The 23,715-nt window shown below is 47.4% G+C and carries 20 protein-coding genes; 16 read left to right on the forward strand and 4 right to left on the reverse strand.

All coding sequences use genetic code 11. The features are described 5' to 3' along the window. Nucleotides 1–6 precede the first annotated feature (6 nt). From AB3Y94_RS10635 to AB3Y94_RS10650, 4 genes are all read left to right on the forward strand, one after another. The gene (locus AB3Y94_RS10635) at nucleotides 7–1,140 is read left to right on the forward strand and encodes an exonuclease SbcCD subunit D (protein WP_367296201.1); all 1,134 of its coding nucleotides are present in this window, start codon (nucleotides 7–9) and stop codon (nucleotides 1,138–1,140) included. Continuing rightward, complete coding sequence (locus tag AB3Y94_RS10640; protein ID WP_367296202.1) at nucleotides 1,137–4,280, forward strand: AAA family ATPase; 3,144 nt, start codon at nucleotides 1,137–1,139, stop codon at nucleotides 4,278–4,280. Before AB3Y94_RS10635 ends, AB3Y94_RS10640 begins: the two co-directional genes overlap by 4 nt. A gap of 520 nt (nucleotides 4,281–4,800) precedes the next feature. After that, nucleotides 4,801–5,784 (forward strand): choloylglycine hydrolase family protein, encoded by a 984-nt coding sequence (locus AB3Y94_RS10645; RefSeq protein WP_367296513.1) that lies wholly within the window; start codon nucleotides 4,801–4,803, stop codon nucleotides 5,782–5,784. Nucleotides 5,785–5,792: 8 nt separating this feature from the next. Then, nucleotides 5,793–6,239, forward strand: coding sequence for a GNAT family N-acetyltransferase (locus AB3Y94_RS10650; protein WP_367296514.1), 447 nt, complete (start codon nucleotides 5,793–5,795; stop codon nucleotides 6,237–6,239). A 101-nt stretch (nucleotides 6,240–6,340) separates the two neighbouring features. On the opposite strand, the gene AB3Y94_RS10655 is transcribed toward AB3Y94_RS10650, so the two are convergent. Next, a complete protein-coding gene (locus AB3Y94_RS10655; RefSeq protein WP_367296203.1) occupies nucleotides 6,341–8,587 on the reverse strand; it encodes a glycoside hydrolase family 3 C-terminal domain-containing protein in 2,247 nt (748 codons plus the stop codon). Nucleotides 8,588–8,996: 409 nt separating this feature from the next. Here AB3Y94_RS10655 and AB3Y94_RS10660 point away from each other — a divergent pair, with 409 nt between their 5' ends. The 7 genes from AB3Y94_RS10660 to AB3Y94_RS10690 all read left to right on the forward strand — a co-directional run bounded on the left by AB3Y94_RS10660 (nucleotide 8,997) and on the right by AB3Y94_RS10690 (nucleotide 16,611). Beyond that, nucleotides 8,997–10,637: a peptide ABC transporter substrate-binding protein gene (locus AB3Y94_RS10660; protein WP_367296204.1), complete on the forward strand. Its 1,641-nt coding sequence runs from the start codon at nucleotides 8,997–8,999 to the stop codon at nucleotides 10,635–10,637. 200 nt (nucleotides 10,638–10,837) lie between these two features. Further along, a complete protein-coding gene (locus AB3Y94_RS10665; RefSeq protein ID WP_367296515.1) occupies nucleotides 10,838–11,386 on the forward strand; it encodes a DNA-3-methyladenine glycosylase I in 549 nt (182 codons plus the stop codon). Between the two features lie 522 nt (nucleotides 11,387–11,908). After that, on the forward strand, nucleotides 11,909–12,721 hold the full coding sequence (locus AB3Y94_RS10670; RefSeq protein WP_367296205.1) for a MetQ/NlpA family ABC transporter substrate-binding protein: 813 nt from the start codon (nucleotides 11,909–11,911) through the stop codon (nucleotides 12,719–12,721). Between the two features lie 197 nt (nucleotides 12,722–12,918). Next, nucleotides 12,919–13,965, forward strand: coding sequence for a methionine ABC transporter ATP-binding protein (locus tag AB3Y94_RS10675; protein ID WP_367296516.1), 1,047 nt, complete (start codon nucleotides 12,919–12,921; stop codon nucleotides 13,963–13,965). Continuing rightward, nucleotides 13,966–14,640: a methionine ABC transporter permease gene (locus AB3Y94_RS10680; protein WP_125682193.1), complete on the forward strand. Its 675-nt coding sequence runs from the start codon at nucleotides 13,966–13,968 to the stop codon at nucleotides 14,638–14,640. Nucleotides 14,641–15,069: 429 nt separating this feature from the next. After that, a complete protein-coding gene (locus tag AB3Y94_RS10685; protein WP_367296517.1) occupies nucleotides 15,070–15,972 on the forward strand; it encodes a DMT family transporter in 903 nt (300 codons plus the stop codon). A gap of 12 nt (nucleotides 15,973–15,984) precedes the next feature. Further along, nucleotides 15,985–16,611, forward strand: a complete 627-nt coding sequence (locus AB3Y94_RS10690) for a histidine phosphatase family protein (protein WP_367296206.1) — start codon at nucleotides 15,985–15,987, stop codon at nucleotides 16,609–16,611. Between the two features lie 340 nt (nucleotides 16,612–16,951). On the opposite strand, the gene AB3Y94_RS10695 is transcribed toward AB3Y94_RS10690, so the two are convergent. Then, nucleotides 16,952–17,167 carry a hypothetical protein gene (locus AB3Y94_RS10695; RefSeq protein WP_367296207.1) on the reverse strand — a complete coding sequence of 72 codons (216 nt, stop codon included), beginning with the start codon at nucleotides 17,165–17,167 and terminating at the stop codon, nucleotides 16,952–16,954. A 463-nt stretch (nucleotides 17,168–17,630) separates the two neighbouring features. Further along, the gene (locus AB3Y94_RS10700; RefSeq protein ID WP_367296208.1) at nucleotides 17,631–18,014 is read right to left on the reverse strand and encodes a glycine cleavage system protein H; all 384 of its coding nucleotides are present in this window, start codon (nucleotides 18,012–18,014) and stop codon (nucleotides 17,631–17,633) included. A 156-nt stretch (nucleotides 18,015–18,170) separates the two neighbouring features. Here AB3Y94_RS10700 and AB3Y94_RS10705 point away from each other — a divergent pair, with 156 nt between their 5' ends. Both AB3Y94_RS10705 and AB3Y94_RS10710 read left to right on the forward strand, forming a co-directional pair. Continuing rightward, entirely contained in the window at nucleotides 18,171–19,208 is a 1,038-nt protein-coding gene (locus AB3Y94_RS10705) for a lipoyl protein ligase domain-containing protein (RefSeq protein ID WP_367296209.1), read from the forward strand. Further along, nucleotides 19,205–19,528, forward strand: a complete 324-nt coding sequence (locus tag AB3Y94_RS10710) for a hypothetical protein (RefSeq protein ID WP_367296210.1) — start codon at nucleotides 19,205–19,207, stop codon at nucleotides 19,526–19,528. The genes AB3Y94_RS10705 and AB3Y94_RS10710 overlap by 4 nt, the downstream gene beginning before the upstream one ends. Before the next feature lie 126 nt (nucleotides 19,529–19,654). Here the strand turns inward: AB3Y94_RS10710 and AB3Y94_RS10715 are convergent, their stop codons facing one another. After that, entirely contained in the window at nucleotides 19,655–21,307 is a 1,653-nt protein-coding gene (locus tag AB3Y94_RS10715; protein WP_367296211.1) for a peptide ABC transporter substrate-binding protein, read from the reverse strand. A 192-nt stretch (nucleotides 21,308–21,499) separates the two neighbouring features. On the opposite strand from AB3Y94_RS10715, the gene mutY reads away from it, so the two are divergent. From mutY to AB3Y94_RS10730, 3 genes are all read left to right on the forward strand, one after another. Beyond that, a complete protein-coding gene (mutY, locus tag AB3Y94_RS10720) occupies nucleotides 21,500–22,639 on the forward strand; it encodes an A/G-specific adenine glycosylase (protein ID WP_367296212.1) in 1,140 nt (379 codons plus the stop codon). Between the two features lie 67 nt (nucleotides 22,640–22,706). Further along, nucleotides 22,707–23,027, forward strand: a complete 321-nt coding sequence (locus AB3Y94_RS10725; RefSeq protein ID WP_367296213.1) for a hypothetical protein — start codon at nucleotides 22,707–22,709, stop codon at nucleotides 23,025–23,027. 9 nt (nucleotides 23,028–23,036) lie between these two features. Beyond that, nucleotides 23,037–23,648 (forward strand): esterase, encoded by a 612-nt coding sequence (locus AB3Y94_RS10730; protein WP_367296214.1) that lies wholly within the window; start codon nucleotides 23,037–23,039, stop codon nucleotides 23,646–23,648. Nucleotides 23,649–23,715 lie beyond the last annotated feature (67 nt).

The following is a 23,715-nucleotide window of genomic DNA, read 5'->3' on the forward strand; positions in this document are numbered from 1 at the left end:
CCAGACATGCGGTTTTTACATACAGCAGATTGGCATATTGGCAAAAAGTTAAACGGTTATGATTTGTTACCAGAGCAACGAGATGCGTATCAACAGATTAAGGCGATTGCTAAGGCTGAAAAAGTAGATGCTGTCGTTGTTGCTGGGGACCTCTATGACCGAGCCTTGCCGAGCGAAGCTGCAGTTGCAACATTGAACGATATGTTAGTTGACCTTAACCGGCGGGAAAAATTCCCGTTGTTAGCCATCAGTGGGAACCATGACTCTGGTGTGCGTTTAGGATATGGTCAGCAATGGTTTACGAGTACTGAATTTTATTTACGAACGACTTTAGCAAGTGCGCTTGAACCGATAACGGTTGGTGATACACAGTTCTTTTTGCTACCGTACTTTGAACCCTTTCAGGCCCGTCAATTTTTTCAAGATGATCAGATTAAAACGGTCAATCAAGCGATGGAACGGTTAGTAGCGGCTATGCAGCTGAAGTTTCAGTCGGGACAACGTCACGTTTTGGTAGCACATTTCTTTGCAGCTGGTAGTCAACATAGTGACTCTGAAACGGCCGTTCAGGTAGGGGGACTTAATGCTGTGCCGGTTGATTTACTTGCGCCGTTTGATTACGTTGCCTTGGGCCATTTGCATCGAAAGGAAGCCCTGCAAAATGAACCAAAGGTGAAATATAGTGGCTCGCCCCTAAAGTTTTCTACCAGTGAGGCGGAAGACACTAAGGGTGTTTGGATTGTCGACACGGATACGACGCCAGTCACAGTAACCTTTAAACCACTAAAACCCTGGCATGATTTAGTGGTATTAACGGATAGTTTCGAAAACTTAATGGATGCGGAACGGGATTACGGCGTACAATCGGAGGATTTTATAGCGATTGAGTTGACGGATACAACGCCAATTCCGAATGTGATGCAACGGTTAAAGACACGTTTTCCCAGAGTGATTGAGCTACAGCGGATTAATCAGCTGGAAGTTACACCAGCTGAATTGGACATTCACCAGGTACAGCGAGATCCACTACAACTCATGACTGAATTTTTTGAACAAGTAACACGACATCCAATGCAAGCGATGCAACAGAAGTGGGCGAAGGAGACCCTGCAAGCAGCTGAGAAGGAGGATAAAGAATGAGCCCAGTGAGTTTACACCTACAATACTTTGGTCCTTACCGCGATGAGACGGTCGATTTTACTAAGTTTGCGGCTACACCGTTGTTCCTAATTAGTGGTAAAACGGGGAGCGGTAAGACGACCATCTTTGATGGGATGTGTTATGCCTTGTTTGATCAAACGTCTGGGGTTGACCGGGAAGCCAAGTCCATGCGCTCAGACTTTGCAACGCCAGAAGACCGTACGCAAGTGACGTTTACGTTTACTCACCGGGATAAAACGTATGAACTAGTGCGTGAACCACAACAGCTCCTAAAAAAGCAGCGAGGAGAGGGCCTCACCGAAGCTAAGGCCAGTGTCACCCTGACGGTATATCAGGGAACGAAAGAGGTCAATCAGATAACGAAAGCGACACCGGTTCGTGATTTTCTACAGGACTTGTTACAAATGAATGGTGACCAGTTTGCGCAGATTGTGTTACTACCGCAAGGGCAATTTCGCCGGTTCTTAATCGCCCCCAGTGAAGACAAAGCGACTGTCCTCGAACAGCTCTTTCATACTGAAATCTTTTCCCGGTGGACGGATCAACTCAAGCTAAAAATGAGACGGAATCAAGTAGCTAATCGAGAATCGGCCCAGGAACTTGAACGTTTACAATCAGAACTTAAATGGCAGCCTGAAAATCAAGACCGCGCCATTGAGCTTATTGAGAAGCATCAGACAGCTGAAGTTATCGAACTAATGGCAACGCAGCAACGGGCGATGCAAGCGGCCAATCGGAGGGTTGACGCAGAGTTGGCTGAAACGAAAACGCGGGTCAACCAATTGCTGCGACAGGATGAACAAGAAAAGCAACTGCTAAAGGATCGTGTAGAGTTGCGAGAGCAAAAACTGACACTTGCAGCGTTACAAAAACAAGTTCCGGCCATGAATCAATTAACGGCTCTAATTGCGGAACTCGAGTGGGTTCAAACGGTTCAGCCGCAATTAGCAGAGCAGACCAGTGCACAACAAGCCCTGAGTATCCGGAAGGCCTCGCGAGAATCGTCGGAAAAACAAGTGAGAACTGCGACTAAGGACTTTGAAAAAGCTCAAGTTGCGTTAGCGGCCACTCAAGAGTTGCAAGAGACAATTACTAACGAAACGACGGAAATTGCTCAGCAGAAAAAGGTTTTGCCGGTTTATCAACGGGTTAGTAATTTAACGGAACAGTTGACGCAGCTTCAGAAATTGGTTGCTAATGCCCAGCAGGCTGAAATTGATGCACAAGAGTCCGTTCAACGGAATCAACAATTGCAGGCTACCCAAGAAAAAATTGTGAATCAGCAGACACAAGTCTATGAAGCAGATAAGCGTTTGACTCAGGAAGAAGCGCAGTTAGATGCCTGGCAGCAGCAACTGCACCAAGTTCAGCAAATTGGTCAGCAGCTTGAGCAATTAAGTACCAAGCGAGACCACTTGCAGAATCAATCAGACAAGGCAACGGTTGCGGCCACGCAACAGCGCAATTTGGCTCAAGATAAGTACCAAGAATTTTTACGGAGTCAAATTGCAGTTTTGAGTGCCAAGCTCACACCTGGAACGCCTTGTCCCGTCTGTGGGTCAGTGGAGCATCCTCATCCAGCTGTAACGAAGGTGACTGAGGTGGCTGAAACAGAAGTTCAAACAATGCAAGCTGCGGCTGACAAACGGGAGAGTCAGGCGGCTCATTTACGGGCAGAACTGACCTCGCAGCAATCACAGATTGTTAGTCTAACCGAGAAACAGCGGCAGGCAATCACTGAGCTATGTCAGGCCATGGAAGTTTCCGTAATGCCTGTTTCTCAGTTGACTGGCCAGTTAGCCGAACGCCAAGCCGTGCAGGAAAAGGCCCTTACGCAGGTTCAAGCCCGATTAGCTCAGATCAAGCAAGCACAGGCCCAGTTAGAGGTGCTGGGACGAAAGGCAACGGCTGGCCAGCAGACGTTGCAGCAAGCCCAACTGGAGCTGAAAAAGCAACAGAGCCAGTTGGAGAAAATCACAACCGAGCTGGCTACGGAGCAGAAACAATTGCCGGCAGATGCACCAACGTTAGCAACCTTTCAGAACCAGAACCAGCAATTACAGGCTCAGTTGCAGCAGCATCAAGCAGCACTGGCCGAAATCAAAGAGCAAGTTCAGACTACCAAGCAAGCACTCGCTGTCGGTCAGACGAGGCTAGCCACGGCCCAACAAGAAGTTACTCAGGAAAGTCTGCGAATGGAAAAGGCTAAGGCCGCAGTAACGGCAGTCATTGTTCAAAGACAGAAACAGGATGGTCAGGTGACGGAACAAAAGATTGTTGAACAAATCCCCTTGGTGGCTGAATTACCAGCTAAGCGACTGAAATTAAGAAACTTTGAAACGGCAAAGGAAAAGTTGACAACGACGGTTCACGATTTACAGGAGCGGATCAAAGACCGGCCAGAGCCAGATCAAGTAGCAACTCAGCAAGCGTTGAATGGCGCTAATAGTCATGCTGATGAATTGCAGGATCAACACCGACAACTGCTTAATCAGCAGGAACACAACGCTGGGTTAATTCAGCAGATTCAAGAACAAGTAACCCGTCAGGCTGATGAGTTAAAAACAACTCAGGCCCTAGCGGAGCTTGCCGGGGTGGTGAATGGGGATGGCCCCAATAGTAAGCTGGGTCTTGAACGCTACGTTTTGCAAACGTATTTGCGGCAGATTTTGTCCGTCGGGAATCATCGCTTGCGTCAACTGACGAATGGGCGGTATCAGTTTATTATCGATTCCACCCAAGCTAGCTCTAAGAAACGGTCTGGGCTTGAAATTAACGTTTATGATGATCATGTGGGTGAGCAGCGTAGTGTTCATACACTTTCTGGTGGCGAAAGTTTCATCGCATCTTTGGCACTCGCGTTGGCATTAGGTGAGGTCATTCAACAAACAACAGGGAGTGTGGATGTTGATGCGCTCTTCATTGATGAAGGTTTTGGGTCGCTCGACGAGGATGCTTTGATGGTGGCGTTAGACTCGTTGGAGACCATCGAAGGTAAACATCGGATGATCGGTATTATTAGTCACGTTAGCGAGCTGCGGGACCAGGTTCCCAATCAGTTACAAGTTATTGCTAATGGGAATGGGGAGAGCGCGATTCATTATCACTTAGCAGATTAAAAAAGTCGTCAATGTTTAGTTGACGACTTAATTCAGAAAAGCTCAACGTCGATTCAAAGCCACCTCCGGAAAAAAATGGATAAGCAAGAGAAGTTGATGGGGTAGTTGATTTTACCTACAAGGATGTGTCGGTAATTGGTAATCATCAAATTTTGAAACGCTTCTAATGTTATTAGGCAACCATCCGTGAGAAAATGAGGAAAACAACGGGTGCTGCCAAATTGTTTGGATTGGCGAAGAACTTTTCAGCCTTAGGATAGTCGCTTCACCCCGAATAAACATCTGTAAACCACGAGATTCCATTAAAATGTTATATTTTTCAGTTGTGCTTTAGAAGCTGAGCTACCTTTGCTTGGGAATCATTACTAACTGGTAAGGTTGGTAAACTGAATGTTTCACGGGGAGCTACGAGATATTCTATCAGACGAAGAAATGGTTATATAATTAACGATTATGCGTGCACATTCCTTGCCGATGGTTTAGAATAATTGATAACTAAATTAGAAACGGGATGGTTTTGATGTGTACTAGCTTGACCTTTGAAAATAGTCGGGGGGATCATTTTCTGGCTCGCACCATGGACTTTGCCTTTGAATTAGGTGGTCAGCCAATCTTTATGCCGCGACACCAAACATTTCAAGGTGACGCCGGTGAGTTCACCACTAAGTATGGTTTTGTGGGGGCTGGGCGTAATTTAAGCCATTATATAGTGGTGGATGGCGTTAATGAGTTTGGCCTTGGCGCGGCAGCACTCTATTTTCCACAATATGCACAATATGAAGAAACGGCCAAGGTAGGAAAGCTGGGCTTGGCACCTCATGATGTGACGGCTTGGGTTTTAGGAAATGCTAAAAGCGTGGCTGAGTTGCGTGACTTAGTCAAGACAATTCAAATTTTAGATGTGCCAGTTGCTCTGTTAGGTTTAACGACTCCGTTGCACTATATTTTTAGTGATCCTACGGGTGATACAGCTGTGTTAGAAGCGACGAGTGAGGAATTACACCTAATTGATGATCCAGTTGGTGTTATGGCCAACGCACCGCAATTAAGTTGGCACTTACAGAACTTGAGTACGTATGGGACGATGCAAGCTGAAGAACGTCCTTTACATGATTATTTAGGCTTGCCTTTGAAGACGCAAGGACCAGGAACTGGAGCCTTAGGGTTACCTGGGGACTATACGTCACCATCGCGATTTGTTCGGACGGTTTATAATAAACACTACAGTATTCCGACGGCTGATATTCCTTCGACGTTGAACTTACTTCAACATTTGCTGGACACAGTCACAATTCCCAAAGGCGTTAAACTAAAGGCAGATGGGAAGAGTGATTACACGCAGTATCGTGGGTACATGAGCTTAGACGAACGGGCCTTTTATATGGAACCGTATGATAACCAGGAATTGCAACGGGTAGTAATGACGGATGAAATGTTGAATGACTGGGATACACCGGTTGAATACCCGTTAGCTCATACACCACACGTTAGCCACTTAAACTAGGTGGGATGATGACAGAACTTTTAGTAAAGAACTTTGACCAGCTCACGACGAAAGAGCTTTTTCAGATTTATCAATTGCGGGTCACCGTATTTGTGGTGGAGCAAGCCTGCGCATACCAGGAAGTAGACAATCTAGATTTAACCGCTCAGCATTTAGTGCGGTTCGATGAGGCGCAACGGCTGAGTGCCTATGCTCGTATTATGGATGAGGGGAACCAGGTCCGAATTGGCCGCGTGGTGGTTGCACCATTTGCCCGTAAGCAGGGAATTGGTCGAAAATTGGTTGCAGCGGCAATTGCAACTGCTCAACAGGATTATCCTCGAGCGCAACGAATTGTGATTCAGGCACAGGCTTATCTGCAGGAATTTTACGCGTCCTTTGGCTTTGAGCCTGTTAGTGATGTGTATTTGGATACAGGCATCCCACATCTGGATATGGTCTTACCGATGCAATAAAAAAGTGTTTGGGACAAAGGTCTCAAACACTTTTTGCGTTCTAAAAGTAGATAGTCGAAACGGGCAATCAAGGACGATTAGTGCCACATTTGGTATCTGCTCTAATGGTCGTTTGCGGCAGCAATGAAACTAGAAATTAGGTTCTCTGGAACACCTAGGGCAACGGCTGCCCGGAGTGGCATGTTGAGAAACATCTGGTTTTGCATCAAGACTAGATTACCGTTGCCATCCTTAAGCGTTAGGAAGTTGTTTGTGCGATCCTGTTCTGAGTCCAGAACGATGCGTTGGAAGAGGTCGTTTAATCGCGGCTCTTGGACGACTTGGGCGAAGTAAGTTTCAGACGTAACCGGTGCGGGTGAATTCTTAAAGTCCATGGTTAACTTCGTTTGCAGCCGGATGTCGCGGGAAGATTCACCAATCATAATTTCATAATCACCAGTATCGGCTTCCCAGCGTTGTTTGGGTTCACACCACCAACTAAAGTCACGACGATTCAGTTTGAAGGTGACTAACTTCGTTTCGTGAGGATCGATGCTCAGTTTTGTGAAGGCCCGCAATTCTTTGGTGGGCATTGGTTTATGTGTAGAATGGTTAGCAACGTAGAGTTGTGGAACAGCTTGGCCAACGCGGTCACCCGTGTTGGTAATACCAAAGGTAACGGTGGCACCATGTTCATTTTGATCAATGACCAACTTAGAGTACTCAAAGTTGGTATAACTTAGTCCGTGACCAAATGGGAAGAGAACGTGCATTTCGTGCGTATCGTAGTAACGGTAGCCCATGAAGATGCCTTCCGTATAGTATTCGTGATGAGGATCCTGACCAAAGGTTGGTGCCATTGGTGTGTCAGTTAAGCGCCGGGGGAAAGTTTCTGTCAAGTGACCGGAGGGATTTACCGCACCAGTAATGATATCCCAGGTCGATTCACCGACTGATTCTCCAGCCAGGTACGTTTCAACGACAGCAGCGGTGCTGTGGACCCAAGGCATTTCTACTGCAGATCCATTTTGAAGGACTACCGTTGTGTGGGGGTTGATCTTAGCAAGTTGACCCACCAGGTCGCCTTGGTTTTCAGGAAGCATTAGTGAGTTTTTATCAAAGCCCTCTGATTCAGCGCTTTCTGGATAACCAGCGAAGACAACGACGTGATCCGCAGTCTTGGCGGCGTTGAGCGCTGCCTGTGCCAGACTATCATCGGTTTCACTTTGATCCAAACGATAACCAGGGTAGTAGTCAGCTTTGAGGTCACTGGTTTGTAGCGCTGCTAATGGTGTTACCAAGTTGGTTGGGTTAACGTGTGAGCTGCCAGATCCTTGGTAGCGCGGCTTTTCAGCCAATTCACCAATCACCACAAGTTTGCCTTCGTTTCCCGGAGTCAATGGTAATTCGTTAGCGTGATTTTTGAGTAAAACGATACTATCATCGGCAACGGTCCGGGCGAAGTTGTGATGTGCTTCGTGGTCGTAAGTACTTGGTTTTTCAGCGGGTGCCCAATTGTCAATGATGTGGAGTAAGTGACGGACAGATTTGTTTAGCGTTCCTTCGTCTAATTCACCGGTATCAATTCCACGAATAATTTCATCCACGGAAGCCTGGCCTTTGCCGGGCATTTCCAGGTCCAATCCGGCACGTAAAGCTTGCGGATGGTCGGCGACTGCTCCCCAATCGGACATTACCGCGCCGTGGAAGCCCCATTCGTCCCGCAGAATGCTCCGTAAGAGTCGTTGGTTCTGAGAATTGAGGACACCGTTTATTTTGTTATAAGAGGTCATGACGGTAGCAGGTAGTGCAGCCTTGACGACGATTTCAAACGTTCGTAAATAAAGTTCACGTAGCGTTCGTTCCGACATATCACTAGAGGCTGTAAACCGCTGATTTTCACGGTTGTTTGCGGCAAAGTGCTTGACCGCCACGCCGACATGTCGGGATTGAACACCTTTTACGTAGGCGCTCCCCAACTTACCGGCGACTAGTGGATCTTCTGAGAAGTATTCAAAGTTACGACCACCCAGAGGAGAGCGTTTGAGGTTGATGCCGGGGCCTAGTAGTAGGCTCACTTGCTCAGCGCGCGCTTCCTCTCCTAAATGTTCCCCCATTTTCTGTAAGAGGGATTCATTCCACGAACTAGCGCTGAGCGCCGCCGTGGGAAAGGCAATTGCTTGAATTGAATCCGTGAAGTCAGCTTCAGAACCAGGCTTTTGTTTCCGAAGACCCGACGGTCCATCCGTCATCATCAAGGCGGGAATGCCCAGTCGCTTTACAGCGGCCGTGTACCAGTTATTCTTTCCAGAGACCAAAGCGGCCTTCTCTGGTAACGTCAGTGCAGCAAGCGTTCGTTCGATGTCCATACGTTCAAATCCTTTCTACTAGTCAAACTTAATTCCAGTATACCGTTTTCCTAGAGGAGATGTTAGTGAGTCGGTTTTTTTCTTTGACAAACGAGGGGGATTGGGGTAACTTTAATTCTGTGCAATCCGTTTAATTACTAAAAATAAGGAGGGGAGACCACGATGATGATTAATGCCAACCAAGTTCAAATGGTTTTAGCCGCATGTTGCGAATGTAACGTGTGCTTTTTGCGTTGCTCATATCGTGGACTTCCGGCTAAACCGTAGCAATACATAACGACGACTCAGGTTGTCAGTGTAGCGGGTTACCTTTCACGATACGAGTGAAGGGTAACCCGCTTTTTATGCATAAAAATTGGATTTAGGGATTGCACACCACTAAATTTGAAGACAAGGGAGCAATGATTTTATGAGAAAATGGACCGGATTGGGACTCGTCGCAGCTGTAATGGCTTTGAGCCTGGGGTTAGCAGCTTGTGGCCAGTCAGCTTCCTCAGCGAAGCCCACCCAAGAGCTACGGTTACCCGCTACCGCACAACTTGATACGATTGATTTAGCCAAAGCCACTGGTTATGGTCAAACGGGAAATGTGTTTGAAGGATTTTATCGGTTGGGGAAGAACGGTCAAGTAGCACCAGGGTTAGCCGATAAAGTTCAGGAGTCTAAGGATCAGAAGACCTGGACCTTTCACATCCGGGACAATGCTAAGTGGAGTAATGGCGATAAGATCACTGCCCAGGATTTCGTCTATTCTTGGCGGCGGACGTTAACACCAGCTACCAAGTCTTCCTACACCAACATGTTCTCCGGCATTAAGAATGGCGATAAGATTATTGCGGGGAAGGCTGATCCGAACACGATTGGAATCCATGCCAAGAACCAGCAGACAGTGATTGTTAAGCTAGATAGACCAATTGCCTACTTTAAAATTTTGATGGCATACCCACTGTTTGCCCCGCAAAATAAGAAGGTTATCGACAAGTATGGTAAGAAGTACGCTACTAAGTCGGAATTCATGGTCTACAGTGGTCCTTTCAAGATTACGGACTGGAGTGGGACTGGGAACACCTGGTCCTTTGTGAAGAACAATCAGTACTGGGATAAGAACGTGGTTAAGTTGCAAAAAATCAAGTATCAAGTTGTGACCAACCCACAGACGGGGTTGAGCCTGTATCAGAACAACAAGCTTGATTTTGCTAACCTGACCAACGAACAAGTTAAAAACTATAAGAACGACCAGGCGTTTAAAGAATATCCCTACTCTATCGTGATTCACTTGAAGTATAATTTCCAAGACGCCAATAAAGAAAAGCGCCGAATTATGAACAATCAAAACATTCGGCAGGCCATTGCACTGTCCATTAACCGCAGTCAGCTGACGAAGAAGGTCTTAGGCGACGGGTCCGTGACACCAACTGGTTTTGTAGCCAGTGGTTTGGCTAAGGATCCTAAGACGGGTGAAGACTTTGCTAAGCAACAAACCGTTAAGAATTCCACTACCTATAACCCAACATTGGCTAGACAAAAGTGGACTCAGGGTCTGAAACAGTTGGGAATCAAGAAGGTCGACCTGAGTATCATGGCTGGAAACGATGATGCGGCTGCCAGCACAGTGACGCAGTATCTCAAAGGCGCTTTGGAAAAGAACCTGAAAGGCTTTGATTTGAAGATTCAAAACGTACCAGCTTCTGTTGCTCAGTCACGTTCAACTAGTGGGGACTTTGACCTCTACCTGTCACACTGGGGTGCCGATTTCAATGACCCAATTTCCTTCCTCCAGATTCCAGTCAGTTCCAATTCACTGAACTATGGCAAGTGGTCTAACAAGCAGTATGACCAATTGATCAATAAAGCTCAGAATCAGGATGCCGGTCAGCCGGAGGTTCGGTGGCAAGATATGATTAAAGCGGCTAAGATGCTCAATCAGACACAGAGCTTCACGCCACTTTACCAGGCTAATTACGCCTACCTCCAACGCCGTACTGCCAAAGGAATCATTCATAACACGGCGGGGACACAGTGGAGTTATAAGTATGCGTACATTAAGTGATAACTAAGGATTGAAAGCAAAATTGATAGCCATTGGAAGCCAGGAATGTGACCGGCTGAAAAAGACACCGGTCCGTTCGCCAAGCCCCTGTGTCCGCATCGTTTCAGCTCATGTCTGACGGCTGGTAAGTGAGTGGCCTTGTGATGTGGTCGCTTGTCGTTCATTGTTGTATCATGATGGCAGAGGATGGTGACGAGGTAATGGCGATTGGACCAAATGACGGCCAAGAGTGGCTGACCAATGGCACGCAAGAATACCATGCGTACTTTGGTACGCCGACCCACGATGATCACGTGCTGTATGAACTTCTAACGGTAGGGGTCTTTCAAGTGGGCCTAAGCTGGCAGGCAGCGGCTAGTAAATTACCCGTGTATCGCCGGTTGTTTGCGGAAATGAATCCGCAAGTCGTTGCTGGATTTGAAGACGAGTTGGATGGCGAACGGATTGCGCGAGACGCTGACATGATTAGTAACGGGCGCAAGATCCGGGCAACCATTCGGAATGCGCGGGCGATTATCCGGGTGCAACAGGAGTTTGGCAGTTTTGCTGATTATCTCTGGGCCTTTGTCGATGGAACACCATATCTGTTACCGGCTGTGACCCGGGATGAACTGACTAATCAGTCGGCAATTGGGACGGCGGTAGCCAAGGATTTAAAACAGCGGGGGTTTAGCTTCGTGGGGCCGGTCGTCACGCACATGTTTCTATTGGCAGCTGGAATTTTACGCGAGCAGGTTCTTGATGACTAAGTGAAATTTAGATGAGAAAAAGTAATGGCGATAAGATTATTTTTCCGGGCTAATATAGGTAAAGAGCTGTGTTGTGGGCGTTAACATAAAAGCATTTATCTAAAATTGTTCTTGACACCGAATTAAAGTTTCATTAGACTTGCTATTAAATTAAGCGATTGAAAACAATGTGATCAGGAGAGTAGCCTTCGTCAATGGTTCCAAGAGAGCTCGCGATTTGCTGTAAGCGGGTAACCCACGGCAAGGTGAAGATGGCCTGAAATTAATTGGTATCACTGAGTCCTTGGGATGAGGTGGTAATGTCTGGCACTCATTAGCGTGCACGCACTTTAAGGCATTAGCTGGCGAGTGTTAATGAGGAGCCAGCATTATTTTATGTGCCGACTTAAATTAGAATGGTACCACGACAAGTTCGTTTCTATTAATTTAGGAGCGGACTTTTTCTTTTGGTCATTGTTTGCAACCGTGGCGTTTAACTTTTGAGGATTTAGAAATTATTGAAAAATAAAGGGGATTTTGAGTATGAAGAAATCATTTAAACATTTTAGCTGGCTCCTATTATTATTGATTCCATTGTTAATCGTTGCCGGTTGTGGGAAGTCTAGTAGTTCCAGCAACAAGACTGTGAAGGTTGGAATCATGGGTTCCGACGAAAAAATCTGGAAACCAATTCAATCTAAGTTAAAGAAGCAAGGTATTAACATCAAATTGGTGACTTTCACCGATTACAACCAGCCTAACGCTGCGTTGACCAACCATGAAATTGATTTAAACTCGTTCCAACACACATACTTCATGGATCAATGGAACAAGGCTCACAAGAGTAACATCGTTTCCATCGGGAAGACTGTTCGGGCACCACTACGGTTATACTCCAAAAAGGTTAAGAGCGTTTCAGCCATCAAGAAGGGTGACCAAATTACGATCCCTAACGACTCCACCAATGAAGGACGGGCCTTACACTTACTGCAATCAGCTGGCTTGATCAAGGTTGATAGCAAGGTTGAGTTACCAACGCCTAAGAACATCACGGAAAACAAGTTGAAGTTAAAGATTACGGCTGTTGATGCTGCTCAAACACCACGTTCGTTGACTGATGCGACCGGTGCTGTTATCAACAACGAATTTGCCGCTGAAGCTAAGTTGCCTAACAAGGAAACTATCTTCAAGGAAAAGATCAATAAGGCATCAATTCCTTACATCAACATCATCGCAACCAACAAGTCTGACAAGAACAACAAGACCTACAAGAAGATCGTGAAGGCTTACCAGACTGAGGCAACCAAGAAGTTGTTGCAGAAGTACTACCACGGCTTGACCATCCCAGCTTGGTAATCTAGTGATCAGATTGATCGATAGGTTGCCGACGGGGTACCCGTCAATATGTGATAAGCGGCGGTGCTGTAATTTTTCAGCCAGGGTGGACGACCGCCAGTCAGTCTAAATAAGTTAAAGTGTCATATATTATAGAAGTAAAATGAAATTGCCGGCATTGGCGAGTAAGGAGAATGAAGTCTGTGACTAACGAAGCGATTATTCAGTTAAAAGATATCGACGTGACCTTTCATAACAAGGGTCAGACCGTAGCGGCCGTGAAAGATGTGTCCTTGACGGTCAACCGCGGTGACATCTACGGTGTCGTCGGCTATTCTGGAGCGGGGAAAAGTACCCTCGTGCGGGTAATCAACCGCCTCCAACGGCCAACTGCCGGCACTGTCGAAGTCAGTGGTCAAAATATTTTAGATTTGAGTTCCAAGGAATTACGGACTGCCCGGACTAAAATCGGCATGATTTTTCAGCATTTTAACCTCATGACGTCCCGGACTATTGCAGATAACGTCGATTACCCGTTGAAGGGGAGCAAGTTATCTCACGCGGAGCGGAAGGAAAAAGTGGCGCATCTACTGGACCTGGTTGGGTTGAGTGAAAAGGCGGAAGACTATCCGGCACAACTCTCTGGTGGTCAAAAGCAACGGGTTGCCATTGCCCGGGCGTTAGCCAATGATCCTGAAATTCTGATCAGTGATGAAGCCACAAGTGCATTGGACCCTAAGACCACGTCTTCCATTTTGGAATTATTGAAGCGGTTGAATAAGGAATTGGGTCTCACCGTGGTGCTGATTACCCATGAAATGGAAGCCGTGAAGGAAATTTGTAACAAAGTGGCGGTCATGGACGCTGGTGAAATTATTGAACGGGGTGACCTGGTTACCATCTTCAGTAAGCCAGATAAGCCATTGACCCAAGACTTCATCAATACGGCTACGCAAATCAATCAGGCGATGGAAAAAATTTACAAGCAAGCGGGAACACTGGGCTTGGACGATCATCACATCCTGGTGCAACTTCAATACGTTGGGGCAACCGCGGACGCACCGTTGATTACGGAATTGTACAAGCGGTATTCAGTCGTTTCAAACATCTTGTATGGGAACGTTGAAATCCTTCAGGATACGCCATTGGGTAACTTGATCGTTGTTATGGCTGGTGAACCCGACCAGTTGAATGAAGCCTGGACTTACTGTGAAGACGCTGGTATTAACGTTACGCAGCTTGACCCTAATTCGGAGGTGGCCTAAATGTTAGCAAAATACTTTCCAAACGCGGTCACAATGAAGGGTGACTTCATTCAAGCAACGTGGGAAACGTTGTACATGACGTTCTTCACCGCAGTGGTTGCTGGTATCATTGGGATGGCCATTGGGATTGGTCTAATTGTGACCCAACCCGGTGGTATCTTGGAAAACCGGGTTGTTTACAATATCTTGGATAAATTGGTTAACCTGTGTCGGTCAATTCCGTTTGTTATTTTACTGGCCGTCATCGCGCCGTTGACGCGGTTGATTGTTGGGACCGCCATCGGGACCACCGCAGCAATCGTGCCATTGGTCATTGGTTCCGCACCATTTTACGCCCGGCAGATTCAAAATGCCTTAGCGGAAGTGGACCGGGGCGTGATTGAAGCCGCTGAATCCGTTGGTTCTGGCCCCATTGCCATTATCTTCCGAGTATACTTGCGTGAGGGCCTGCCGGATATTATCCGCTCATCCGTCCTAACGTTGATCAGTCTGATCGACTTGACAGCCATGGCCGGTGCCATCGGTGGTGGTGGTTTAGGGAATCTGGCCATCAACGTTGGGTACAGTCGGTTCGAAAGTGACGTTACGGTTGGTGCAATGTTGATTATCTTAGTCATTGTCTTTGCCATTCAACTGATTGGGGATTTCTGGGCCCGCAAAGTTGATCACGCTTAGGCTAAGGGTCATCGCTGGAGCTTGAGCCGGTTACGTCTTAGTCAGATGAATTTAGAAGTAATGAATGAGTTTGGGATTAGTTCCCAAACTCATTTTGTGATTTGGGGATACATTTATTGGGTTAGAAGTTTCGATGATTGGGTTAATTACTAATTTTAGTGGCGTGAAGATGCTGATAATAAGGGGTTCTTGCCCGGTTATAGAGGATCTTTCCACCCGGTGAAGGTTGGTTAAAATATTTTTCGGACTGAATAAAGTTTTTGAGCTAAAATTAAAGAGGACAAAGATGGTTAGTCGTTACCATCTTTGTCAGTGAATTCTAATAGATATTCGGTAAAATAAATAGATTATGATGCATACCATTTTGGGGTGTGGGAGAGAAAGGATTATTCGGCTTTGAAAACTTCGACGGCGTCAACCGAAAACGTGATGAAGGGGATCTTTTGGGCAATCGTGGCTTCTGCAATGTGGGGGGTCTCGGGAACCGTTCTTCAGTTTATCTCGCAGGGACAATCGATTCCCGCTAGCTGGTTCTTATCAGCGAGAACTTTAGGCGCGGGGCTGGTGCTGCTTCTCATCAGTTTGATTTTTTACGGTAAGGAAACATTCACCATCTTCCGGAGTTGGCGTGAGGTGGGTTGGTTGCTGGCTTATGGACTCTTGGGTCTGGGTGCGAACCTGATGACTTTTTACATGTCCGTACAAACTGGTAACTCAGCTGCGTCAACGATTCTACAGTACTTAAGCCCACTCTTTATTGTGGTGGGAAGCTTGTTGTTCAAGCATGACCGGCCGCTGCGGAGTGACCTGGTGGCGTTTGCCGTTGCCATGATTGGGGTCTTTTTGGCTATTACGCGGGGAGACATTACCCGGTTATCCATTCCGTTTGACTCTCTGATGTGGGGAATTGGGTCTGGTCTGACGGCAGCCTTCTATGTGACGTTACCGCGACCATTGATCAAACAGTATGGTCATTCGCCCATTACAGTACTAGGATGGGGGACGTTAGTTGCTGGGGTAGCATTCAACTTGTTCCATCCCGTCTGGATCAGCGTGCCACCGATCACAACCGAATTAGTGGGGTCGATGAGCACCGTGATTATCGTGGGAACCATCGTGCCATTTGCGCTGGTGCTCTATAGTACGCGGTTTGCCCCATCGGACGTCATCAGCATCGTTGATGCGACGCAACCAGTGGTTACGTTTATTCTTTCGATCATATTCTTAAGTTTAAAAGTCAGCATTGCTGAAATTATCGGGTCAGCTTTGGTTATTTTGGCTATTTACTTGTTACAGCAGGGACGCCGGAAGGTTGAGCCTTTTCGACAATAAGGAAGTGATTGTGTGACAGTCTTTGATTGGGTGCGTCACGGTCAAACGCAAGCCAACGTTGACCATTTGATGCAAGGGCAGTTAGATACAGGGGTGACCCACTTGACCGTCGGTGGGTTACAACAAGCGGAACGGTTAGCCCAGTGGCTACGCAGTGAACGCTACGATCAACTGGTTAGCAGTCCGCTCCACCGGACACGGCAGACAACGGCAGCTTTGACGCGGACGTTGAGTGTATTCCCTCAGTTTGATGATCGTCTGATGGAAGCGGACTACGGTGAATGGACCGGAGCCAACTTCCGTGAGCTTCAGGACAAATTACCGGGTGAGTTTGATCCGGTCACCGGTGAAGCCTTACCCGATGTTTTGGTGCAAGCCGGGGGCGAATCTTACCTAACTATCCAACGGCGAGTGGGCCAGTGGCTGGCGGAAGAAGTCGTGGACCATCCGAATGATCACATCTTAGTGGTCAGCCACGGCCTGACCATTAAAGCAACGACATTGCTGATGATGAACGCCCCGGCGACCACGTCACTTCCAGAGCCTGCTAACACGAGTGTGACGCGGATGGTGATTGATCCAGCTAGCGGTCGGCGTTATCTGCGGTCATACAATGTCACACCACGCGTCAATCACTAGATGATCCGTTTCACCTGGCACCTGGCGACTATGATTACGATTGGATTAATTGCGGCTTAATTGATTTTTATGATGTTTACTAAAGCAATCAGCATATACAAAATTGATAGGCCAAACTTAAAAACTGGTTGTCACGTTATGTGGCAACCAGTTTTTAAATTTAGAGCAGGTAGTGGAGCGTTTTTGAGAGCCTGAATAGGGTGGCTTTTAATGATTCTCGATTTGATGGGCCATCTCACCGGAGCGCAATTGACTTTCCCAGTTCACTATCTAAGAATTAACCGTAAAAAAACACCCCACCACATAAATGGCAAGGTGTTTTTAAGGTTGAAACAGCCGGTTACTTCTTGAGGTTTTCTTCAACGTAAGAACGGACTTCAGCGTCTGACTTAGCGTCGATTTTCTTCATAGAAGCTTCAGTTTCATCGGTGTTGTGACCATTGGATTCCATGAAGTGGTCCCACAAAGCGTCCCGTACAGGTAACGAAGCATCGGACCAGTCAAATACTTCACTCATTTTTTCATCCAATAAAGCAGTCTTTTCTACAACAGCCATAACCAATTACCTCCAAATAAAAATTGGGGTCAGCGGTTTGTGTTACTGGCATATGCCACCGGCTTCAACTTTCATGTTAGTCCTTTTAGGGGGAAATGGTAAATATTTTGTTCAACCGGTTTCACGTGAATGTTGATGGCCAAAATAAAAGTTGGCGTGATAGGTGGTATAAGTACTGGTTGAACCGATGTGAGGAAGTAGGGATAGTGAATGAAGTATCGTAAACTGGGGAAAAAGTAATTTGGGGATGAGGTCCTGACAAATCGGAACGTTACTGCGACTAAATTGCTGACAGTTACGGCAGACTAGATGATCGGCGTTCGCAACGGTTACGATCAATATATTAAGAATCCCATGCAGGATCGTTGATAATGCTAACGACCGTTTCAGGAGTCGTTGGCAAATCAAAACAGGCCTGAGAAAACTTCTCCAGGCCTGCTGCATATTTGAATTGAGCTTTATATTAGGCTACTTGTAGGTCTAGAACCCAGTTATCAGCCTGTTTGTTACCGTTGATAACGGTGGGGTCCGCGACAAGGTCTTCGTTGACCTTAACCACGGTTCCTGCGTAGGGTGTTTTGAAGTTTTCAACAGCTTTGTCGCTCTCAACCTCTAAGATGTCATCTCCGGCTGCTAAAACGTCGTCTGCGAGGATTGGCAGGTCAGCAAAGCTAATGTCACCGATCTGCTCTAAAGCGTCGCTAGCGAGTCCTAAGCGGTAGTGTCCCTGGTCTCGCATTTCTAGCCAAACACCATCTTTGACCGTTACAGTCGGGGTGCTGGTTGCGTGCTTGCCACGGAATAGATTCATGAGTCGTTGCCAAAATGATTGTGGGTGTTCAGTCATCGTGTATTCCTCCCTAATGTCATTGCTAGAATCTAGTATACGCTTTAGATGTAACCGCTGACAACAACTTGCTCACGGCACCGTTTATCAGTTGTTGGGCCTGGGGGCTTATGCTAAACTGAACTTAATTTAGTCACAGCGAAGGGAGAATCACCCATGTTTCTAATTGATACGAATCGTCAAGGACAGGTCGTTACGGATGCCATCGTGAACCAGTCAATTGACAATTATCTGGTCAATGATTTGAAATTACCAGGACACGGTTTGATGATGTACGTAAACCAGCCAGCCGTTATTGTCGGGATCAATCAAACTGTCACGATGGAGGTTGATTTTAAGTACTTGGCTAAGCACGACGTTCAACTGGTGCGGCGGACTTCAGGCGGTGGGGCAGTCTATCACGATGAACGCAACCTGATTTTTGAGCACATTATTAATGGTGATCCACAAGATGGGTCTAAATTCGGGGACTATACGGTCTTTGCCCAACCAATCTTACGAGCATTGACGGCCATGGGGGTGCAGAACCCAGGAATCAGTAATAAGAGTGCCTTAGTCGTCGATGGCAAAAAGTTTTCCGGAATGACGATGTTTAAAAACGGGGATGGTTATGCCGCTGGTGGGACGATTATGTATGACTTAAACGTTGATGCCGCTCACCAGGCCTTGCTACCCGCGAGTGACAAGCCGCACCGGGGCGTGGATTCTAACCGAGTAACGATTACGAATCTGCGGCAGTACCTAGCACCAGAGTACCAAGATTTAAATATTCAAGAATTCAAAGAGGCACTCCTATGTCACATCTTTGAAGTTGATAGCTTGGCTGATATTGAGACTTACCACCTGCGTACGCATGATTGGGAAATTATTGATCAACGGCTAGCTGAGAAGTATGATACCGATGCTTGGAATTATGGGGCCAACCCCGGTTTTCGTGAGTATCGTAAGCTTGAATTGACCACTGGTGAATTGCATTTGAACTTTACCCGGCACGCTGACAAATTCCGCACGATGGCCTTTTTTGGGACAGTCGGGACGCCTGTAGAACTAGCTGGAATTGCTGAACAGTTGGTGGGAGTAGCGACAACGCCAGCCGCCGTTCAGGCCGTATTAACTCAGCCAGAAGTCAGTGCCATTTTAGGGGCGGATGCTATTTTACCAATTGTCACGGCGCTCACGGAGGTGGCTGAATGAAGGCTAAGTATGACGTGAATCAGTACGTCGGGGTGCCAGTGGCTGCGAACGCCTCTGGCCAGTATGAAATTAAGCGGGAGCCAGATGGCGATTTTAAGTTACACTCTTGGCGCACGGGGCGGCACAGTAAAGGGAAGTATCGCGGTGTTGGCCAAATTTTCCTGACTGAAAATGGTCTGAAGGTGGCGGTTGTTGCGGCTTATCCTGTTGCGTATAAGGACCGACATGGATTCACCCCGATGCAGCGACTCACTAGCGAATTCGTGAGCGATGCTGTGGTGCAACTCGCTACCGAACATTTAGACAACAATCATTCCTAAGTAGCAGGCCCCTGGTTGCCGGAGTGCGTAAATTTAAGCCAATTAAGCCAACTAAACAAAGAGCGGACTCGCCACATTGCGGGTCCGCTCTTTTAATCTAGGTCATTTTAACTGGAGCTGATCAAGTTATTTCACAAAGTAGGCTTCCTTGAAATTGGACTGCGTACCTACTGTGTTGTATTGCACGCCGTTTAGCTTAGGATTGATCAAGTACGTGCTGGCCGGTTGGAACAGTGGCGTGACACCTTGATCCTGCATTAAGCGACTCTCAGCAGCTAGTAGGGTTCGCCACCGGCGATTATTAAATGATGGCGCATTGCTGGCTCGAGCAATGAGCTTATCGTACGTTGCGCTAGACCAATGACCCGTGTTGGCCATGTTGGAGCTGGTGAAGAGGGCTAGCATCGCTAAAGGATCGGCGTACTGGGCATGCTGCGTTGCTAACGTTAAATCAGTGTTGGTTGGACCATCTGATTGATTGACCGCCCATTCCCGGGGTTGGAGTTTGATGGTCAAGCCCGGCAACTTACCAAGTTGCCGTTGCAATTCCTTGGCCACCTTGAGACTATAGGGGGCGTTTAGATAACTCAGGGATAAGGTGATGTTGCCGATGCCTGCTTGATGGCGAGCAGCTTGCCATTCTTGTTTGGCTACCTTAGGCTGGTAAGTTAATGTTTCTTGCTTGGGTTGGGCAGCAGCAAAGTCTGCCGTTCCCTTTTGTCCTCGGCTTAATCCAGCTGGGACGACACCTTGAGCAGGAAGCGAGGTCACACCATATGAAACTTGCCCCAACTTCTTACGGTTTAGAGTATGGGAGATAGCCAGCCGGGCAAGTCGTTGTTGCAGCAAACGGTTAATGATGGGTCTGGGTCCCTGCTGCCGATAATTTAAAATGACCATTTTGGAGTAGGGACGCGCCGTGTAGGCCGTTTGTTTCTGATATGATTTAATGTTTTGTGTGGAGACTAGTCGAACTTCATCCAGCTTTCCCTTGCGGTAGTCTTGCCACATGCTGGACGTGTTGTTATAGACGTCAACATTGATTCGTTGGAGGTATACGTGCTGCTTGTCCCAATAGCGTGGATTGGGAATCATGTGCCAGTGGGTCTTGGTGTTTCCCTGTGTGGCAACCATAAATGGCCCAGCGTAGACTTGGTATTGGGGCTTGGTAGCGTATTTCTTGCCGTACTTTTCAGCAATTTTTTGATTTTGGGGACCAAACAGGGGGTACGCTAAGCGTTGCGGCAGTTCGGCCATGGGATGATCAAGATCAACCACCAATTTGAATTTGCTGGGAGCCGAAACACCTAATTCACTGGCGGGGAGTTTGCCATCCAGAATCTTGCGGGCGTTGTGAATTCCTGTAAAGAGGTCGGCATTGGGGGCTTTGGTCTGTGGTGCTAAAGCCCGTTGCCAGGAGTAAACGAAGTTTTTAGCAGTGATCCGGTCACCATTACTCCAATAGGAATCTTTCCATAACGTGAACGTGTAGGTCGTCTTACTTTTGTTGACCTTAACTTTTTGTGCAAGTGCTAGTGCCGCTTGACCATTATTCGCAGTGGTGTAGAGTCCTTCAATCGTGTTATTGAGACGGCCAAATTCAGTCATTTTATCCGTATCTAGGGTGGTCAACGGCTGGCTGGTAGCTAGCGTTAACACCTGCTTTTTGGTCATAACCCCTTGGCTGTCGCTAGTTGAATCTGCTCGCTGACTAATGCTGCAGCTAGTTAGGCCGAGACAGAGTAATCCCAGACACATAACGAGTCCCCATCGTTTCACATTTACCACTCCGTTATCTATGTAATATCTTCTCTGATAATAGGGGAGTCCTGGGGTGGCGTCAAGCGTTGTCGGGACGTTAGCTTGTCGTGGCCAATGAAATTCGCTAAAATATAAAAATTAAGTCTTAGTTTCTGGACGTGAGGCCACCAAACTTGGTGACCACTGGGAATCGTTAAAGGAGGTAGCATGATGAAAGAATGGTCTATGGCAACGATGCGAGCATTTCGGCAGACATTGTTGGCTTGGTACGATCGTGAGGGTCGTGATTTACCCTGGCGACGGGATCACGACCCTTATCACGTGTGGGTGAGTGAAGTGATGCTCCAACAAACGCAGGTCAAGACGGTGATTCCGTACTATGAACGATTTATGGCGACTTTTCCGACGGTGGTTGAATTAGCTCAAGCAGATGAGGCAACCTTATTGAAGGCTTGGCAGGGACTGGGTTACTATTCGCGGGCGCGAAACTTGCAGCGCGCGGCGCAACAGATTGTCACGGACTATCAGGGGGCCTGGCCCCAAACGGCGGCCGCGTTGACCGATTTAGTCGGAATTGGTCCCTACACAGCCTGTGCGATTGCCAGTATTGCTTTTGGTCAGGTGGTTCCGGCGGTCGACGGCAATGCCTTCCGCGTGTTTAGCCGATTGTTATTGATCGAAGCAGATATTGCTAAGCCCAAGACGCGGCAACTATTTGAAAAGATTATTCAACCTATCGTTGATCCGGAACGACCGGGTGCTTTTAATCAAGCTATCATGGACCTAGGTTCTAGTTACATGACTGCCAAAAATTCGGATCCCGCCCATTCGCCTGTCAAAGCCTTCGACGCCTCCTATCAGTTGAATAAAGTTGAAGATTACCCAGTGAAGACTAAGGCTCCTCGACCAAAATTGATCGATTACTACGCCTTAATTATCCATTCGCCAGCGGGATACCTCCTGGTGCAACGCACGGAACAGGAAATGTTGGCGGGGTATTGGACGTTTCCGCTGGTTACGAAGGCGTCACTGCAATCGGCAGAAGCCACTGATGAAGCGACGCTAGCTCAAGATCTTAAGAGCTTGGAAGATTTATTTGCTGCTGACTATCAATTACCACTCTCACTGACCACGGTCGGTGGCCGGCCGGTAAGTCATACTTATACGCATCAGCGCTGGCAGGTAAAGCTCTTGGAGGCCAACTTACCAACGGCGTCATCGTTACCTTTCTATCCAGGAAAGTGGGTTCCGGCGGCGAAAATCACGGATTTGCCACTCCCCAAAGTTCAGGAAAAAGTCATGGCCCGGTATCAGAAACAGGAAGATTCGCAAGCGTTTTCAGGTAATTAGTTTCAGTTCAACACGAATTGCTGTATTATCTAGTTAACACAACGCTTAGATGAGGGAGTGACGAGTCGTGCAAACGATTTTCGATGAATTAAAACATATTTCTGTGAATCACCAAGAGGTTGAAAGCCAGCAGGTCGTCATCACCGATGCTGCGGGTAAGCCAAATGGTTTGCTGACGGATTTACTACGGGACTTGATTAACAATGCCTTATTGTTTGTGACGTTGGCCGACATGGATTCGGCGCAAGATTTAATTGAGCATTTGCGAACCCATACACCATTACCGGTGGACGTTTTATCGGAGTACGGAAAAATTTTGACGGAAGTTTGCGATGGACTGAATTTTGCACCCAGAAAGGGACTAATTGAACTGATTGTTCGGCGATAGGAGTTGCTAATGGTAGAAGAAGATTTAATTGAATGGATGCCGGGCGCCAATACTGCGGCGCCTTTATTATTGTTACAGGGTACTGGTGGAACAAATCAAGAGATACTAAATTTTGGTCGGCGGCTGGCGCCTCAGAGTCCCCTGATTACGATTGCTGGGCGGCAAGGGAGCGGGGCTGAACGCCAATATTTTCGGCAGACGGCTGCGGGACCGACAGATCCGTTGCAGGTCCATAACGAGGCAATTTGGCTGGGAAAGACGGTGACAAGTCTCTGCCAAGAACACCGGTGGGACGCGACTAAGTTAATTCTGGTCGGCTATTCTAATGGAGCGGCAATGGCCGCCTATGGAGCTCGCGCGGGCGTCATTCCGGGACAGGCGGCCGTTTTATTTCACCCGTTATGGTTGCCAGTTGCGCAGCCCGTCTCACGACCTGGTTATCAGGTCTGGCTATCCGCTGGCCAGCGAGATCTTTTAGTATCTGTGGATACCGTTCGACGCGTACAAAACGCTTGCGACCAGGTTGACGCCACGACGGAAATGCTGGTAACGGGTGGCAGTCATATGCTGACACCACAAGAAGTATTGGCCGCACAAACGTGGATAACACAAAATACCTAAAGGGTTGGACTAAATTTAATTCGGTTTTTTCGAACTTCCTATTTGCTATTCTGCGGAATACCTGTTA

Origin of the sequence: Levilactobacillus yonginensis (assembly GCF_964065165.1) — a bacterium.
Taxonomy (GTDB): Bacteria; Bacillota; Bacilli; order Lactobacillales; family Lactobacillaceae; genus Levilactobacillus; species Levilactobacillus yonginensis_A.

What these genes read in the sequence shown, in the direction of transcription:
- mutY (WP_367296212.1), top strand. Translation starts at nt 21,500, where the DNA reads ATGAAAGAATGGTCTATGGCAACGATGCGAGCATTTCGGCAGACATTG.
- AB3Y94_RS10650 (WP_367296514.1), top strand. Translation starts at nt 5,793, where the DNA reads ATGACAGAACTTTTAGTAAAGAACTTTGACCAGCTCACGACGAAAGAG.
- AB3Y94_RS10645 (WP_367296513.1), top strand. Translation starts at nt 4,801, where the DNA reads ATGTGTACTAGCTTGACCTTTGAAAATAGTCGGGGGGATCATTTTCTG.
- AB3Y94_RS10710 (WP_367296210.1), top strand. Translation starts at nt 19,205, where the DNA reads ATGAAGGCTAAGTATGACGTGAATCAGTACGTCGGGGTGCCAGTGGCT.
- AB3Y94_RS10665 (WP_367296515.1), top strand. Translation starts at nt 10,838, where the DNA reads ATGGCGATTGGACCAAATGACGGCCAAGAGTGGCTGACCAATGGCACG.
- AB3Y94_RS10685 (WP_367296517.1), top strand. Translation starts at nt 15,070, where the DNA reads ATGAAGGGGATCTTTTGGGCAATCGTGGCTTCTGCAATGTGGGGGGTC.
- AB3Y94_RS10730 (WP_367296214.1), top strand. Translation starts at nt 23,037, where the DNA reads ATGGTAGAAGAAGATTTAATTGAATGGATGCCGGGCGCCAATACTGCG.
- AB3Y94_RS10705 (WP_367296209.1), top strand. Translation starts at nt 18,171, where the DNA reads ATGTTTCTAATTGATACGAATCGTCAAGGACAGGTCGTTACGGATGCC.
- AB3Y94_RS10695 (WP_367296207.1), bottom strand. Translation starts at nt 17,167, where the DNA reads ATGGCTGTTGTAGAAAAGACTGCTTTATTGGATGAAAAAATGAGTGAA.
- AB3Y94_RS10635 (WP_367296201.1), top strand. Translation starts at nt 7, where the DNA reads ATGCGGTTTTTACATACAGCAGATTGGCATATTGGCAAAAAGTTAAAC.
- AB3Y94_RS10660 (WP_367296204.1), top strand. Translation starts at nt 8,997, where the DNA reads ATGAGAAAATGGACCGGATTGGGACTCGTCGCAGCTGTAATGGCTTTG.
- AB3Y94_RS10640 (WP_367296202.1), top strand. Translation starts at nt 1,137, where the DNA reads ATGAGCCCAGTGAGTTTACACCTACAATACTTTGGTCCTTACCGCGAT.
- AB3Y94_RS10670 (WP_367296205.1), top strand. Translation starts at nt 11,909, where the DNA reads ATGAAGAAATCATTTAAACATTTTAGCTGGCTCCTATTATTATTGATT.
- AB3Y94_RS10680 (WP_125682193.1), top strand. Translation starts at nt 13,966, where the DNA reads ATGTTAGCAAAATACTTTCCAAACGCGGTCACAATGAAGGGTGACTTC.
- AB3Y94_RS10700 (WP_367296208.1), bottom strand. Translation starts at nt 18,014, where the DNA reads ATGACTGAACACCCACAATCATTTTGGCAACGACTCATGAATCTATTC.
- AB3Y94_RS10655 (WP_367296203.1), bottom strand. Translation starts at nt 8,587, where the DNA reads ATGGACATCGAACGAACGCTTGCTGCACTGACGTTACCAGAGAAGGCC.